This is a genomic window from Actinomycetospora soli, assembly GCF_021026295.1.
In the GTDB taxonomy this organism is placed as follows: domain Bacteria; phylum Actinomycetota; class Actinomycetes; order Mycobacteriales; family Pseudonocardiaceae; genus Actinomycetospora; species Actinomycetospora soli.
Window position 1 is genome coordinate 223,819 of sequence record NZ_JAJNDA010000007.1, and the last position, 14,152, is coordinate 237,970.

Annotated in this window: 18 protein-coding genes; 9 read left to right on the forward strand and 9 right to left on the reverse strand. The window is 71.3% G+C overall.

What is annotated here, in order from left to right:
• Positions 1-35: 35 nt before the first annotated feature.
• Positions 36-506 (forward strand): NUDIX domain-containing protein, encoded by a 471-nt coding sequence (locus tag LN037_RS13980; RefSeq protein ID WP_230753468.1) that lies wholly within the window; start codon positions 36-38, stop codon positions 504-506.
• Between the two features lie 148 nt (positions 507-654).
• On the opposite strand, the gene LN037_RS13985 is transcribed toward LN037_RS13980, so the two are convergent.
• From LN037_RS13985 to LN037_RS13995, 3 genes are read right to left on the reverse strand one after another with little or no spacing between them, the layout of a single operon-like run.
• Positions 655-1,413 carry a hypothetical protein gene (locus tag LN037_RS13985; RefSeq protein ID WP_230753470.1) on the reverse strand — a complete coding sequence of 253 codons (759 nt, stop codon included), beginning with the start codon at positions 1,411-1,413 and terminating at the stop codon, positions 655-657.
• A gap of 57 nt (positions 1,414-1,470) precedes the next feature.
• Positions 1,471-2,025 (reverse strand): HD domain-containing protein, encoded by a 555-nt coding sequence (locus LN037_RS13990; protein WP_230753473.1) that lies wholly within the window; start codon positions 2,023-2,025, stop codon positions 1,471-1,473.
• A gap of 2 nt (positions 2,026-2,027) precedes the next feature.
• On the reverse strand, positions 2,028-3,224 hold the full coding sequence (locus LN037_RS13995) for a protein rep (protein ID WP_230753476.1): 1,197 nt from the start codon (positions 3,222-3,224) through the stop codon (positions 2,028-2,030).
• 719 nt (positions 3,225-3,943) lie between these two features.
• On the opposite strand from LN037_RS13995, the gene LN037_RS14000 reads away from it, so the two are divergent.
• The 4 genes from LN037_RS14000 (at position 3,944) to LN037_RS14015 (ending at position 6,994) form a co-directional block, all read left to right on the forward strand.
• Positions 3,944-4,267 (forward strand): hypothetical protein, encoded by a 324-nt coding sequence (locus LN037_RS14000; protein ID WP_230753479.1) that lies wholly within the window; start codon positions 3,944-3,946, stop codon positions 4,265-4,267.
• A 113-nt stretch (positions 4,268-4,380) separates the two neighbouring features.
• The gene (locus LN037_RS14005) at positions 4,381-5,154 is read left to right on the forward strand and encodes a hypothetical protein (protein WP_230753482.1); all 774 of its coding nucleotides are present in this window, start codon (positions 4,381-4,383) and stop codon (positions 5,152-5,154) included.
• A gap of 656 nt (positions 5,155-5,810) precedes the next feature.
• The gene (locus LN037_RS14010; RefSeq protein ID WP_230753484.1) at positions 5,811-6,050 is read left to right on the forward strand and encodes a hypothetical protein; all 240 of its coding nucleotides are present in this window, start codon (positions 5,811-5,813) and stop codon (positions 6,048-6,050) included.
• 86 nt (positions 6,051-6,136) lie between these two features.
• Complete coding sequence (locus tag LN037_RS14015) at positions 6,137-6,994, forward strand: SGNH/GDSL hydrolase family protein (RefSeq protein WP_230753486.1); 858 nt, start codon at positions 6,137-6,139, stop codon at positions 6,992-6,994.
• Positions 6,995-7,000: 6 nt separating this feature from the next.
• On the opposite strand, the gene LN037_RS14020 is transcribed toward LN037_RS14015, so the two are convergent.
• The gene (locus LN037_RS14020; RefSeq protein ID WP_230753488.1) at positions 7,001-7,642 is read right to left on the reverse strand and encodes a TetR/AcrR family transcriptional regulator; all 642 of its coding nucleotides are present in this window, start codon (positions 7,640-7,642) and stop codon (positions 7,001-7,003) included.
• An 84-nt stretch (positions 7,643-7,726) separates the two neighbouring features.
• Here LN037_RS14020 and LN037_RS14025 point away from each other — a divergent pair, with 84 nt between their 5' ends.
• Entirely contained in the window at positions 7,727-8,944 is a 1,218-nt protein-coding gene (locus LN037_RS14025; RefSeq protein ID WP_230753491.1) for a cytochrome P450, read from the forward strand.
• A 43-nt stretch (positions 8,945-8,987) separates the two neighbouring features.
• Here LN037_RS14025 and LN037_RS14030 read toward each other — a convergent pair whose 3' ends face one another.
• Complete coding sequence (locus LN037_RS14030; protein WP_230753493.1) at positions 8,988-9,326, reverse strand: DUF1330 domain-containing protein; 339 nt, start codon at positions 9,324-9,326, stop codon at positions 8,988-8,990.
• An 88-nt stretch (positions 9,327-9,414) separates the two neighbouring features.
• Between LN037_RS14030 and LN037_RS14035 the strand changes: the two genes are divergently transcribed.
• The 3 genes from LN037_RS14035 to LN037_RS14045 all read left to right on the forward strand — a co-directional run bounded on the left by LN037_RS14035 (position 9,415) and on the right by LN037_RS14045 (position 10,733).
• The gene (locus LN037_RS14035) at positions 9,415-9,822 is read left to right on the forward strand and encodes a hypothetical protein (protein WP_230753495.1); all 408 of its coding nucleotides are present in this window, start codon (positions 9,415-9,417) and stop codon (positions 9,820-9,822) included.
• Between the two features lie 20 nt (positions 9,823-9,842).
• Positions 9,843-10,136 (forward strand): hypothetical protein, encoded by a 294-nt coding sequence (locus tag LN037_RS14040; protein ID WP_230753497.1) that lies wholly within the window; start codon positions 9,843-9,845, stop codon positions 10,134-10,136.
• A gap of 123 nt (positions 10,137-10,259) precedes the next feature.
• Positions 10,260-10,733 (forward strand): BLUF domain-containing protein, encoded by a 474-nt coding sequence (locus LN037_RS14045; protein WP_230753499.1) that lies wholly within the window; start codon positions 10,260-10,262, stop codon positions 10,731-10,733.
• Between the two features lie 7 nt (positions 10,734-10,740).
• Here LN037_RS14045 and LN037_RS14050 read toward each other — a convergent pair whose 3' ends face one another.
• From LN037_RS14050 to LN037_RS14065, 4 genes are all read right to left on the reverse strand, one after another.
• Complete coding sequence (locus LN037_RS14050; protein WP_230753502.1) at positions 10,741-11,262, reverse strand: MarR family winged helix-turn-helix transcriptional regulator; 522 nt, start codon at positions 11,260-11,262, stop codon at positions 10,741-10,743.
• A gap of 231 nt (positions 11,263-11,493) precedes the next feature.
• Positions 11,494-12,309, reverse strand: a complete 816-nt coding sequence (locus LN037_RS14055) for an FHA domain-containing protein (RefSeq protein ID WP_230753505.1) — start codon at positions 12,307-12,309, stop codon at positions 11,494-11,496.
• A 4-nt stretch (positions 12,310-12,313) separates the two neighbouring features.
• A complete protein-coding gene (locus LN037_RS14060; protein ID WP_230753508.1) occupies positions 12,314-13,573 on the reverse strand; it encodes an FHA domain-containing protein in 1,260 nt (419 codons plus the stop codon).
• Positions 13,570-14,064 carry a hypothetical protein gene (locus LN037_RS14065; RefSeq protein ID WP_230753510.1) on the reverse strand — a complete coding sequence of 165 codons (495 nt, stop codon included), beginning with the start codon at positions 14,062-14,064 and terminating at the stop codon, positions 13,570-13,572. The genes LN037_RS14060 and LN037_RS14065 overlap by 4 nt, the downstream gene beginning before the upstream one ends.
• Positions 14,065-14,152 lie beyond the last annotated feature (88 nt).

Below are 14,152 nucleotides of genomic sequence, written 5' to 3' on the forward strand. Positions count from 1 at the left end.
GCGTTCGGCAAGAACAACCGAAAGCGAGTTCACTAGTGAGGCTTGACTATTTCGACGACCCCAAAGCGCCGACCGCAAATAGTATAGTTCCGTCCGTCACGGCCGCTACGCGTGACGAGTACGGCCGAGTTCTTTTGATTCATAAGATCGACAACGGCTTCTGGGCCCTACCAGGAGGTGCGATGGAGCTCGGCGAGTCCGTCCGAGACGCGGCAGTCCGCGAGGTCGAGGAGGAAACCAGCGTCCGAGTTGAGGTGACCGGACTTGTTGGAATTTACACGGACCCGGGTCATGTGATGGTCTACGATGACGGTGAAGTCCGGCAAGAGTTCTCGATATGCTTTCACGCCCGGCCACTCGGTGGAAAAGCGCGGGGTGACATGACCGAGTCGAAAGCCGCACGTTGGGTCGAGCCTTCAGAGTTGTCCAAATTGTCGATTCACCCTAGCATGCGACGGCGCATCGATAGAGCCCTGGAAGCCACTAGTGAACCGGAGATAATCTGATTATCTATAGCACCACCTCTCGGTTACCGTCGGCGACACTACTTCAAAGAGTTTTTTTGGGCGTACCTCCAGCACCTGCTAGCGGACTGCGCGGGCTACGATGAAGAGAGCTTTTGTATCAAAATCCAAAGCGATTCGGTTCTTTTGCTCATCCCTCATGCAGCTTTCTGATTACGTCCTCCTGCTCTTCGTCGCTCAGCGCCTCGAACTCTTCTATCTCTCTCGCCAGCCGGGTAAGTTCATCCGCAAGCGGTGGCATCTTCCGTGGACCCTGAAGTCTTTGCACGGCTTCCGTGATCTCTGATTTCGCTGCAAATCCCCAATGATGGAGACGATCTTCGTCAAGCTCGACTTCTGTAACGGTCGTCTCAAAATCAGAACGCTTATCGTTCCATGCCCGACGGATCGACGTGGGCTCTGTCAGGGCGACGCGCTCGAAGGTCGCAGCAATATCTCTCAACCAGACAGCGTAAAGGCTCGTTTTCCGCTCGCTTTCCGAACACACGAGCACGGCGGCCTCGGGAGTCTCTGCCGATTTCCTATCGAGGTGAACGAGAGTGTGACTGTGTACAAATTGATTCACGAGGGTCCGTAGTCCAAGCGACGTAGATGTCGGCTTCTTAAAGTCATACATTTCGACAGCTTGAAGGATGTCGATAGGGAAAGAGAAGCGAAAGCGCCTCAAGTTCACCTCAGAGTTAAGTGCCATGCGGATGCAGGGAGTTGACAGCGACGCAGGCGTCTTACCTGACTCCAGCATTCGTCTCGAAGAGAACGCACCAAGTGCTAGGTTTCTTTCTAGTTTATATGTAGCGTGTTCCGTCCAAGTATCGCGCGTAGCATCGTGTCGAATCTGCGCAGCAATACGGAATAAGTCTTTGCGCCAGAAGATGGACTCCACTATCACGCGGACAGTGTAGGGCCTGCACTGCGCCCCCCGGCCAGTTGAGCGATACAGAGAAGTCTAAGTGGCTGCGCCGAGTCGGACGGTTGTTCGCTCAATTGCGGCGGAGATGTCGGGCCGGGCGCGGGTCATGGCGCGGCCGACGATGGAGTCGGGCTCGTAGCGGGCCAGGATCTCGGCTAGGCGCTCGGAGTAGTCGAAGGACTGGCCGCGTGGGCCCGTAGTCATGTCGGCTGTCCAGAGCGCATCGGGCACGGGTCCGTCCTCTTTGGACCAGTCGCCCAACTCGGCAGACAAGCCGCGTTCCTCGGCCTCGTAGGTCGCGGCGGAGTGGTGGGCGACGAGGGCACAGAGGCGGGGGGAATGCCCCCGGGCGGCGAGGTAACGAGCGCCGTCGATGGGGTGGAAGCCGGTCTGGACCAGCTCGGGGGCGTATCCGAGGTCGTGGAACCAGGCTGCAACGACCAGGAGGTCACGGTCCGGCTCTGGCACGGCGGCGGACAGCTCTGCCGCGCGCCGGGCGACCTGCTGGGTGTGTGCCCACCGCGCGCCGAGAGGGGCCAGCAACTCCCGTGCGAGGTCGGCAGCGGCAGCGGGTCCCGGACGTTCCTGCACGCTCACGACTGTAGGACTCGGCGCCATCGCAGCACCGCCCGCGCGTCGTCACGCCAGCCGTACGGCTGTAACTCGCGGCGCGGAGGTCCGTCGCCAGGCTTAGCGACAGTCCAGGCCAGACCACGAGCGGAGAGCCACCGACGGGCGCCGTCCAGGCCGTCGCGCTCGGCGGCTGCGAGGAGGTCGTTCTCCTTCCGCGCGCGGATGACTTCCTCCCACGCCTCGCGGGGGATCGCGATGCGTTCGTCGGCGTCCTGGTCCTCGGCGGCGATCTCCTCGTCGGTGGCCTCATGGCCGAGCCCGGCGAGGGTGCGGAGGTCGCGGCGGCCGGTGGACCAGGTGAGCTGCCGTCGCCCGTCGGACGCGGTTTCCCACTCCCACCAGCGGGCCATGTCGCCGGCCTCGTAGGTCTCCACGGTGTCCCCGAGGAGCTGCATCGGGGTTCGACCCCCGTGGCGGTGGCCCTCCTTGCGGTGCCCGGAGGTGACCTCGTGGGCCATCTTCGTGAAGTAATCGGCAAGGTCCCCGTCGCCGAGCTGGGCCCGCCGCAGGTCCCAGCCGTGCTCCGGCGAAGCGGAAAACCCGCGGCGTTCGAGGGCGCGGGACCAGCGCCCGAACATGCGGAGGCCGAGCGCGGCGCGGGCGAGGTCGGCGGAGACCTGCTCGCGGAAGCACAGCAGCACGTGGACATGGACGTGCCAGCCGTTGACGCCGTGGGTGACCTCCACGGCACGAGCCCACCCGAGCAGCCCACCGAACCGGTCGGTGTCCTGCTGCCACATCGCCCCGGAGGTGACGGAGCGCCAGGCGTACGAGAGGACGTCCCAGCAGCCCTCGGAGGCGTCGAGGGCGGCCAGCTCGTCATCCTCGCGGACAGCCGTGTCCTCGTCGACGTCGTCGCCCGCCTGCCGGGCGAGGTCCCGGCGCCACGCCCGGTCCTCCAGCTCGGTCCGCCGGGCCCGTTCAGGCCGAGAGAGTCCGAGCCGGTCACCACGGGTGTGGCGCATCGTCAGGGTCACCAGGAACGCCGACCCGCCCATCTCGTCGACAGTGCGCATGACGGTAGCGAGGTCATCGGCGCGCCGGGTGGCGATCTTCGCGGCGCACACGGGGCAGGACCACACCGACCCGCACGTCGTCAGGCCGCCGTAGGCGGCGGAGCGGGAGCCGTTCGGGTTCGTGATCACTCCGAGTGTCACCCCCGACTCCGAGGTGGTCGAGGAGCCGCAGGTTCGGATGCGGCGTAGACCGGTGAACTTCTTGAGCGATCGTCGGCGCTCCCACCGCGACGCCCGGGCGGCCTGGGCCTGGACGAGCTTGTCGGGCGCGGCGGAGCCTTCGCGGCGTCGCCGGTCGGGGCGAAGAGTTGTTGCCCCTTTACCGAGAGCGGGCCGGGTCATCGGGCACCGCCAGCCGTGAGCGGGGCCGGCGCTGGCGCGCCGGGGGTGCCCGGCCCCTGCGGGCCGGGCACGCTTCCCCTCCTGTCTTCGACCCGGGGCGCGCGCCCTGCCTGGGGGCCTGGCACCCAGGCGGCGACAGCAGCAGGCAGCGCCACGACAGCGAGCGCCGGGACGACGAGCCCACCTCGAGCACAGGGCACAGCGCCCGCGAAGCCGTGACGCGGCGTGGGGCGGCTCAGGGCCGCGCGGCCAAGAACCCCGAGGAACCGGCTGCGCCGGGCTGCCGTGTCGGCGGCGGCCGAGTTTGAACGGCCGTCCCTCACCAGCAAGGGCCGCGAACCATCTTGACCGGCAACCGGGGCGGGCCAGCTCAGCGACGTCGAGGGCCGCTCAAGATCGTTCGCTTCCTCCCTTGCTGGCGAGCCTCCGACGGCCGAACGGGCCGCAGGCGCGGTGGAGCCGGGGACGGCCCCACCCACAGCGCCCGCCGCCGATACGGCCCACCACCGGAGGCCCCCGTGACCAACCTCGCCGCCCTCCTCGACACCTGGCAGCAGTGGAACGCCCACCACGTCATGACCCACGTCCCCGGGCACGAGGCAGGGGAGCCGGCCGTCAGCGCCCTGGACGCGCTCCGGGACTCCCACGAGCTCGTCGAGCTGCTGACCGCGTGGCAGTGGCAGGCCGTGCACGCCGCCCGCCGCGACGGGGCCAGCTGGGAGCAGATCGCTACGACCATGGGCGTCACCGTCAACCAGGCCCGCGCCGAGTACGCCGCCGTGCTCGACCGCCAGGAGCAGGCCCTCGGCCGTGACGTCAGCGCCTACCGCGCTGTGCTGTAGTTCTAAGCTAGCGGAACTACTTTCCGGAACCATGCCTCTCCCTCATTTGGTCCATAGCGCAACGTGAGATCGCTGCTAACTTTTATTGCCTCACTCTGAGCGCTGGGGGTGCTGTGAACACACGCAGTCGGTCAGAGGCGATCGAGGAGGTTGCGCTTCTCGTCTTTCTTCTCGCATGCTTCCTCCTCTCCTTTTTCAAGGACCTGTTTCCTGTCCTCGAGGAGGGATTGGCAGCTGCGGTCTTTGCTGGACTTCTCTTTCTGCTTAAGCAGATTCGCGATCTTCGACTGGAGCTGAGAGAGAAGGAGGTGGAGGAGAAGTACTTCGCGAACGCCGACGAGTTTTACTCGTCAGCAGCGCGAGCAGTTGGACGAGCGAACCGTGAGATTTGCGCGACGTACTTCCGTGACGAACCGCCGTCGGGTCGAGGAGACAAGCGCGACGCGTACTTTGCTGCCGTAATTGAGGCTGCCCGGCAGCGTCGGACGGTCCGCCGAATCATTAAGGTCACCAACCCGGACCTCGCTCAATGGTGCGTGGACCAGAAGAAGCTCTGCGAAGAGGTGGAGAGCTACTACGTGCGAGTGCTGACGATCTCCGGCGACGTAGAGCCTATGAATATGGCAATTCTCGACGAAGAGGTCGTCTACCTCGCTTTTGCGGGTCCAACTGGGTCGCAGATCGGGGGCGTTCGTCCCCAGGGGCGCCGACTGGCCTCCTTCTTTAGATCGCGATTCGACGAACACTGGCGGATCGCAGTTCCCATCGAGCACTTTGTGACGGGGCGAGAGTGCGAAATGCTCCTCCGCGCAACTGGCGGCGCGACTGCATCGGCAGATGAGGGAGCAGGGGCTCGGGGCGCCGTCGGAGGCTCTCCCGCAGGTTGAGAGGAGACCTTCAGTGGGTGTCAGGAGCCGAGGCTCTCGCTCAAGATCAATGCAGCATCGAGGCAGCACGAGCCCCAGCAGCAGTCCCAGCGGCGCTGGACGTAGGAGCACGAAACAGCAGGTCAGCGCCCATGCGACGGCAGCGGGGGAGACTCCGAACTCGACCGCAGGCCCGTTCACACCGAAGAGGTCACTGGTTCGATCCCAGTATCGCCCACGCAGGCAGGCCCGGTTCCCGTTCCAGGGAGCCGGGCCTTCGTCGTTCCCGGGGGCGGTCCCCGCTCGTTCCCGACGACGGGTCGGTGCCAATTCTCAGTTGCATCGGGCGCCCGCTGGGGCTCTCCGCGCCACTGACATCCGGTCGCCACCGACGTCAGTGGCATCGGGGGCACTCGGAACGCCCCTGTGCCACTGGAGTCCCGGCCGTGCCGCCGGGTGTCCCGCGGACCGGATGTCCGCCGACCACGGGAGGCGCCGGAGGCGACCACGAGGTCGACACGTCGGACATGCCGGCCTCCCCGATCACCGGCCCGATCCGGCGACGTCCCTGCCATCGGACGCCGGCAACGACGAGGGCCGGAGCGGACAGGTCCGGACCACCTGATTGTGCACGACCGACTTCCGTCCGGACGGTTGAACGCTCTAGTATCTGTCTCGTGCACGAGCGGACGGTGTGGGGCGAGCGGGCTCGCCTGGCGGCGTGGTCGGCGCTGGTGAACATCGACGAGCTGGGGCTCGACGACGTGGGCCGCGTCCAGGTCCTCGAACTCGCGCGCTCGCTCACCGAGCTCCCCGACCAACGCAAGGCCCGACTCCTGCGGGAGGCGCTGTCGCGGTCGAGCGGGCTGACCGTCCGCACCGTCGTCTCCTGGCTCGACGAGGTCCCCGTCGCCTGATCGGCGGGGCGCGACCGACCCGTGCTTCCGGCTGTCGGGGGGTCCCTCTACGGTCACCTCGTCGGGTGAGGCGGGGAGGACATCACATGGGTGCACGTCGGGCCGTGGTCGCCGCGGTGGCGGTGATCGGGCTGCTCCTCGTGGGGACGGCCGCGTGGGCGAACCAGGCGCAGCCGCTGCGCTACGTCAACCTGGGAGACAGCTACAGCTCGGGTGCGGGCATCCAGCCGGCCGCCCCGGGATCGGCGCCCGCGTGCAGCCAGTCGCAGCTGAACTGGGCGCACGACATCGCGACCGACACCGGCGCGCAGCTCACCGACGTCTCCTGCAGCGGCGCGAAGACCAAGGACTTCCGCACCTCGCAGTCGGCCGGTGTCGCGCCGCAGCTCGACGCGCTGAAGCCGGACACCCAGCTGGTCACGCTGACCATCGGCGGCAACGACGGCGACGTGTTCACCACCGCGTTCGGTCAGTGCGCCCAGCTCGGCCTCCAGTCGCTCGGCCGCGGCAACCCGTGCGAGCAGAAGTTCGGCACGACGTTCGTCGACCAGGTGCGCAAGACGACGTACCCGAACATCGTCAAGGCGCTGCAGGACGTCCGGAAGAAGGCGCCGAAGGCCCGCGTCGCGATCTCGGGCTACCTGCAGATCCTCTCGCCGACGGGGTGCTTCCCGGTCATGCCGGTCGCGTCGGGCGACGTGGCGTACCTGAACGATCTCCAGGCCACGCTGAACGACGCCGTGGAGCGCGCCGCCGCACGGACCGGCGCGACCTACCTCGACGTCACCGGCATCTCCACCGGCCACGACGCCTGCCAGCTGCCCGGGACCCGCTGGGTCGAGCCGGTCATCCCGGTCAACGCTGCGCCGGTGCACCCGAACGCGATCGGCGAGCGGGAGATGGCGAACAACGCGATCGCGACGCTGGGCCTCTCGAAGGTCTGAGTCGGGTCAGGGCCGCCGGGCCGGGAGCTCCGTCAACGCGCGGAGCTCCTCGGCCAGCCGGTCGCGGTGCTCGTCGACGATGCCCGACGACGGGTCGGTGCCGTCCGACCAGGCCAGCGCGTCCGTGAGGACGCGGAGCGCCGCGTTCACCGCGGCCGCGCGGACGAGGACCGTCAGGTCGTGCTCGGGCAGGCCGAGACGGCGGCCGAGCACGGCCGCGAACACGGGCTCGGCCCGCTCGTGCAGCACCAGCCACGTGGCGCGCACGCCCGGCTCGTCGCGCGACATCCGCACCACCGCGAGCACGGCCTCGAGGTCCTCGGGCGCCACGACGTAGGCCGAGCGCAGGTGCTCGCCGAGCTCGTCGGACGGCTGCCACGAGCGCAGGACCTCCACGAACGCGTCGAGCGAGACCGACAGTAGCGGCTCGACGCAGGCCTCCTTCGAGCGGAAGAGCCGCCAGAGCGTGCGCTCCGAGACCCCGGCGGCACGGGCGATCTGCTCGCCGGTGGTCTCGGCGACCCCGTGCTCGCGGAACAGCGCCACGGCCTGCCGGGAGATCGCCAGGCGTTGCCGTCGCCGCTGCTCCTCGGTGACCGGCGGTCGGCCGCGGCGGCCCGCCGACCCGTCGTCGGGAGCTGTGGTCATCCGCACACCTTACCCACCTTTTAATGGCACTGACTGCCACAAAGACGTACCGTCGGTGATGTCGCCGTCACGTTGAGGAGCATCATGACTGCCACCACCGACCGGACCGCGGACCTGCACCTGCCGTTCGAGCGTCCGAACATCCTCGAGATCGCCCCGCTCTACGACGTCCTGCGTCGCGAGGCCCCGGTCGCGGCGGTGACGACCCCCGCCGGTGACCCGGCCTGGCTGGTCACCCGCTTCGACGAGGTCCGCGACCTGCTCGGCGACAAGCGCCTCGGCCGCTCGCACCCGCACCCGGAGCAGGCCGCCCGCATCACCGACGGCGCGGTGCAGGAGGGGCCGTCGGGCAACTACGAGACCGAGGAGGCCGACCACACGCGGATGCGCCGCCTCCTCACTCCGGCGTTCTCCGCGAAGCGCATGCGACAGATGGGCGAGGACGTGCAGTCGCTCGTCGACGGCTACCTCGATGCGCTGGTCGCGGCGAAGGACGCGGACGGCGTGGCGGACCTGCACGAGACGCTGGCGGTCCCGCTGCCGGTCGCGGTGATCTGCCGCCTGCTCGGGGTCCCGCACGACGACTCGGGCTACTTCCGCGACCTCTCCGACCGCATGGCGAGCTACGGCAACGGCGACGACGCCCATGCGGCGCGCGCGGAGTTCGGCCGGTACATGGCGAGCCTGGCGGAGCAGAAGCGGGCGGCACCGCAGGAGGACGTCATCTCCGACCTGGTCCACGCCCAGGAGGAGGACGAGAACTACGACTACGCCGAGATGATCCGGCTCTCGGTCGGTCTGCTCTTCGCCGGCCACGAGACCACGGTCAACCGCATCGGGCTCGGCGTGCTGATGCTGCTCACCGAGCCCGAGCGCTGGAACTACCTGGCCGAGGACCCGGAGGGTCGGACCGACCGGGTGGTCGAGGAGATCATGCGCCTCGGCGCGCCGGGCGACCTCGGCCTGCTGCGCTACGCGCACACCGACGTCGACGTCGCGGGCGTGACGATCCGGGAGGGCGACGCGGTGATCCTCTCGGTCAACGCCGCGAACCGGGACCCGGAGGCGTTCGCCGACGCCGAGGCGTTCGAGCCGGAGCGCGAGGAGCGCGCCCACGTCGGCTTCGGCCACGGCGGGCACTTCTGCATCGGGGCGAGCCTCGCCCGCACCGAGCTGCGCACCGTCTTCCGCACGCTCGCGACGCGGCTGCCGGACCTGCGCCTCGCGGTCGACCTCGACGACATCGCCGTGCGCACCCAGCACCTCACCGGCGGCGTGAAGGCCCTGCCCGTCACCTGGTGACACCGCGGTCGACCCGGGGCCGCCCCTCGGCCCCGGGTCGACCTCACCGGGCGGCCGCGATCAGGTCGGCCAGGGCCGCGCTGTCGTGGTCCGGCCCGCAGCCCTCGAGCAGAAACGTGACGCTGCGGGTGTTGCGCGTGCGCAGCGGGAGGAGCTCCTGGTAGGCGGGGGAGCGGTACCAGGCCCGCGCCGAGGACACGTCGGGGAAGCCGATCAGCACGAGCACGCCGTCGAAGGGGCCCTCGAGCACCTCCGGCGTGGCCCCGTGGACGAGGAACCGTCCGCCGTGCGGATCGAGCGTCGCCTGGATGCGGCGCAGGTAGTCGAGGATCTCGTCGTTCTGGTCGATGTCGTGGAGCAGGCCCACCGCGTATGCGTTCACGACGACGAGCGTGGTCCGGTGCCCGCACGGGAGCGATGACCTCCCGGGTCATGTTGCCGAGGCCCCGCGCGTCGCGCACCGTGGACGGGTGACCAAGGCCGTGCAGGACCTCATGATCGCCGTGGAGCGGGTGCACGACGCCCTGCACACCGCGATCCGGGCCGGCGGACCGGTCGCCCACCTGCTCGACGAGGACGCCACGGTCGACGTCCTGCCGAGCGGGGTGGGGGCCACCGGGGCGTCCGAGGTGGAGCGGTTCGTCGCCGAGCGGGTGGTGCTCCCCGGCGACCTCACCGTGCGCCGCACCTCGCGCACGGGGGACCGGTTCCGGGTCGTCGACGAGGAGACGTTCGCCTTCACCCACGACCGCGAGCTGGACTGGCTGCTCCCGGGCGAGCCGACCGGGAAGCCGGTCGAGCTCGTCGTCGTGACCCTCACCGCGGTCAAGCGCGGGCGCGTGACCCGGGCCCGGATGGTGTGCGCCGGGCGGCCCTGACGCCCCTGTACCGTCGCGCCATGCTCGCGGAGCTCCTCGCCCGGCTGAACCGCATGATCACGTGGCCCCCGCCGGACACCGACCGGAACCGCTTCCTGTTCCGGCTCACCTTCCCACTGGCCGCTCTCGCGTCCGTCTACGTGCTGACGTTCGCGCTGGTCAGCGACGGCCTGCTGCCCTACTTCGTGTCGATCGTCCTGCTGATGGTCACCGGGGTCAGCGGCATCGGGCTCCTCCTGATGCGGGCGCACCGCCAGGAGGTGGCGGCGGCCGAGGCGGCCGAGCTCGCGCGGGTCGAGGGCGCCGCCCCGTAGCGCGTCGCCCGCGCTCTTCCGGCGTGTGCCGGTCCCGGGACCGGGGCATTCCCGGGCCTCGACGCCCGGCGCGGGTCGGCGGCCCGACCGGGCGGCCCGAGCGCCACGAAGGAGCACTCCGACGTGACCGACACGACCGCGGACCTCGGACAGCAGGTCTTCCGCCTCGTCTACCGCAGCCGCACGACGATGGGCGGTGCGAACCGTCCGGCGGAACTCGAGGAGATCTTCGAGGTGTCGCGGCGGAAGAACCAGCACCTCGGGCTCAGCGGAGCGCTGCTCGTCTGGCAGGACACCTTCGTCCAGGTCCTCGAGGGCGACGAGGCGGTGGTGCGCGACCTGTACGCCACCATCGCCTCCGACCAGCGGCACGAGCGGGTGGAGACGCTCGACGAGGGCGTGGTCTCGGCGCGGGCGTTCGGCCGGTGGGCGATGGCGCACGTGTCCGACGACGAGGGTGCCGACCTGCCCGCGGCCCGCGGCGCGGAGGCCCCCGACGCCCCGCACGCCGTCCCGCGGCGCGAGGACCGGCGGCAGGAGATGCTGCTCGACCTCATGCGGGAGTACGCCGACCCGGGGATCGAGCCGCTCCGGTAGCCCGCCGTCAGCCCTCCGCGACCTTCTCCCACCGGTCGGCGAGCCGGTCCAGGTCGGCGAGCAGCGCGGAGAACGCGCCCTCGTCGTCCGCCCCGCCGTCGGGCACGTCCATGAGCTCGGCGTGCAGCCGGCCGACCTTCGCGGTGACGTCGTCGACGAGCGCCGAGCCCTGCTCGGTCAGCGTGAGCAGCTTCCGTCGGCCGTCCGACGGCGCCGTGTCGCGCCGGATCAGGGACCGGTCCTCGAGCCGCTTGCACACGTCGGCCATCGTCGAGCGGTCGAGCGCCACGCACGCGGCCAGCGAGCCCTGGTCGACCTCCGGGTACTCGCGCACCGCCGTCAGCACCGCGAACTGGGGTCCCGTCAGCGTGGTGTCCACGTGCCGCAGCCAGGCGGCCGAGTAGGCCTGGTAGAGCCGCCGCGCGAGGAACCCGGGCGACCCGCGCAGCCGTTCCGGCGTCGTCGGTCGGCCCTGCTCACGGGTCGGTGCCGCGCCTGCGGCGGTGGTCCCGTCGTCATCTCCGCTCATCCCGTTCCTCGTTCCCCCGGGCACCGGATGGCGGGCGCGGGCGGTCACGAGGAGTCGTCCTCGGTGGTGAAGACCGACCGCGTCCTCCGTCCGACGCGTAGCTCGCGTCACCCGTCCGGCGTGGACGGTGACGCATCCCCCCTTCACGTCGCGTGACGCGACTGCATCCAGCACGCTACGACGTGACCCCGCCGGAGGCGAGAGGACCCGGCCGGGACGCGCCGCGAACCGTCAGGACGGACGGGGCACCAGCGGGGCCGGGACCTCCGCCGGGAACAGCCGTCGGACGTCGTCGAGGGTCACCAGACGCAACCCGATCACCTGGTCGACGACGGCCACGCGCCAGCCCCGCGTCTTGTCGTTGAGCCGCACGCCGCGCAGCCAGCGCTGGGCGTGCCGGAACGCCTCGCTCTGGGTCTTCGGGCTCGGGACGGGCCGTCCCGCGCCCCGGTGCCAGGCCGCGATCTGGTCGGCGTCGCCGTGCACGTGCTGGGGCGAGCGCAGCGACGGGGAGATCGACGGGGCGGCGCCGTCCGGGCTCAGGGCGGCCGCGATGAGGGTCGGACCGCAGGCCGCGACGAGCACCGACCACCAGGTCTCGTCGGTGGGGAGGGCGGCGTTCACCGTCCGGCCGCCGGCGAGGTCCTCGCGCTCCGCCGCGCTCGCGGTCGGGGCGAACGCCAGCAGCGCGAGCGTCACCTCCCGCCCGTCGGCGAGCCACAACCCGAGCGAGGCGCGCGAGTCGCGCACGAGCAGGCCGTTGCCGGCGCGGATCCGGTCCTGCCCGGCGACGCCCGGCACGACGAGCGTCAGCTGCCCGCCGTGGCGCTGCCGGTTGATGACGAGGTACGCGTCGTCGCGGATCTCGATCTCGGCGGCGACCCGGGACACCTGGTCGTCGTCGACCTGGACGTGCCGGTCGCTCGCGCCGTTGCGCCCGATCGTCGCCGTCTCGCCCCACGGGACCGACAGGCGGCGTTCGCTGCGCACGTCGAGGAGCGCCAGCCCCCCGAGGGGCAGGCGCCCGACCCCCGGCCGGTTCCGCACCCGATCAGTATCCCCGGGCCGCGACCTGCGTGGTCGTGGCCGGGTCGGAGTCCGCGACCGCCAGCAGACGCAGCCGCGGGCCGTCGGTGCCGAGGGTGATCTCGGCGCCGGGCGGCACCGGGGTCGGGCCGTCGATGCGCCGGCCGTCGACCCGCGTGCCGTTGGTGGAGCCGAGGTCGGTGGCCGTCCAGCCGCCCGAGCGGTCCGGGGCCAGGCGGACGTGCCGCCACGAGACGCCCGGGTGCTCCACGGGCAGACCCGCCGCCGGGTCACGGCCCAGCTCGACCGTCCCGGCCAGCTCCGTGTCGCCGAGCCGGGCGCCCGCCGCGTCCTCCACGACCAGCACGGCCTTCGCGGGATTCCCGACGACGAGCGTGCGCAGCCGGGCCGGCACGGCGCCGGTCACACGCGTGGCCAGCGCCGCCAGGCCGCCGCCCGCTGCCGGCGGGCGGCCGCCGGGGAGCAGCCGTGGCCCACGGCCGACGACCGACGTCAGCAGGTCGCCACGGTCGCCCGGGTGTCCGGGGGCGCGCCTCCCGCCCCCGGACCCGGGCGGGACGGGCCCGCTGCCCCGGCCGTCCCACCCGGTGCCCGGCCCGAGCGCGGCCGGGCCCCCTCCCGCGCCCCGCGCCGGGGCGAGAGGGACCGCCGTCGACGCGCATGCGGCGGCGACGGGGGTCTGTTGCGGCTCGGAGAAGGCCGCGGTGACGACGACGCGGCCGAGCGGCACGTCGTCGGAGACCAGCAGGTGCACCCACGTCCGCTCGGCGAGGCGGCGCACCCCGCGTTCGCGGCCGTGCTCGACGTAGCCCTCGGCGAGCTCGCGGGCGAGCGCCTCGAGCGGGCGGCGCCCCGCCACCTCGGCACCGTCGACGGGGTTCCACTCGACCCACAGGTGCGGGGCCGCGACCTGCTGCCCGCGCGGGGTCCACACCAGGGCGTCGTCGCCGTCGAGGCGCGCCGCGGTGACCCGCAGCAGGCCGTCGCCGTGGACCCACGGCCGCGCGAGGACCGTGCGCAGCGCGCGCCGGACGGGGGCGGCGGCCGGCGGGGGGACGCTCAGGTCGACGGTCGCGGTGGTCGACGGGGGAGCGGCGAGCGGCTCGGGCCGCGGGCGGGCCCACGCTGCGACGACGACGGCGAGGCCGGCCGCCAGCGCGACGAGCACGAGGATCAGGACCGCGACCAGCAGGGACCCCGTCGTCCACCACAGGAGCAGGAGCGCGGCGACGGTCCCGCCGACGACGAGCCGGGTGCGGCTCATCGGTCGGCGCCGATCGCCGTGACCCGCTCCAGCCCGGGCACCTGCCCGGCGACCTGGGCGGGCGGCGGGAGGTGGTCGGCGGCGGTCGTCAGGACCCCGCTGTCCTCGGCGGCGCGGCCGGCCCAGGCCGGGCCGACCGCGACCGCGGCCGCCCCGACCAGGACGCACACCAGCAGCGCGAGCCCGCCGTGCGCGACGACGCCGACGGCCCGGTCGACGAGCACCGGCCGGGCGTGGCGGCCCCCGGCGCGCGCGGCGAGAGTGTCCGCGAGCCGGCGCCCGAGGCCGAGGCCGATCAGCCCGGCGACGAGCACGCAGGCGATCAGCAGGGGCGTGGAGGCGGCGTCCCACCAGTCGGCCACCGTCGCGCCGACGATCACCCCGAGCACGGCGCCCGCGAGCGCGAGCACCAGGGACGTCCCGCCTCGACGCCAGCCGCGCCAGGCGGCGAGGGCGACGACGGCGAGCACCACGAGATCCACGAGCGTCACGGGTCCTCCTCAGCAGTCGGTCACCTGCGAGTCAACCGACGCCGCGGGGCCGCGGGGGCCCGTCGTCGGGAACTAATTACCGAGCTCC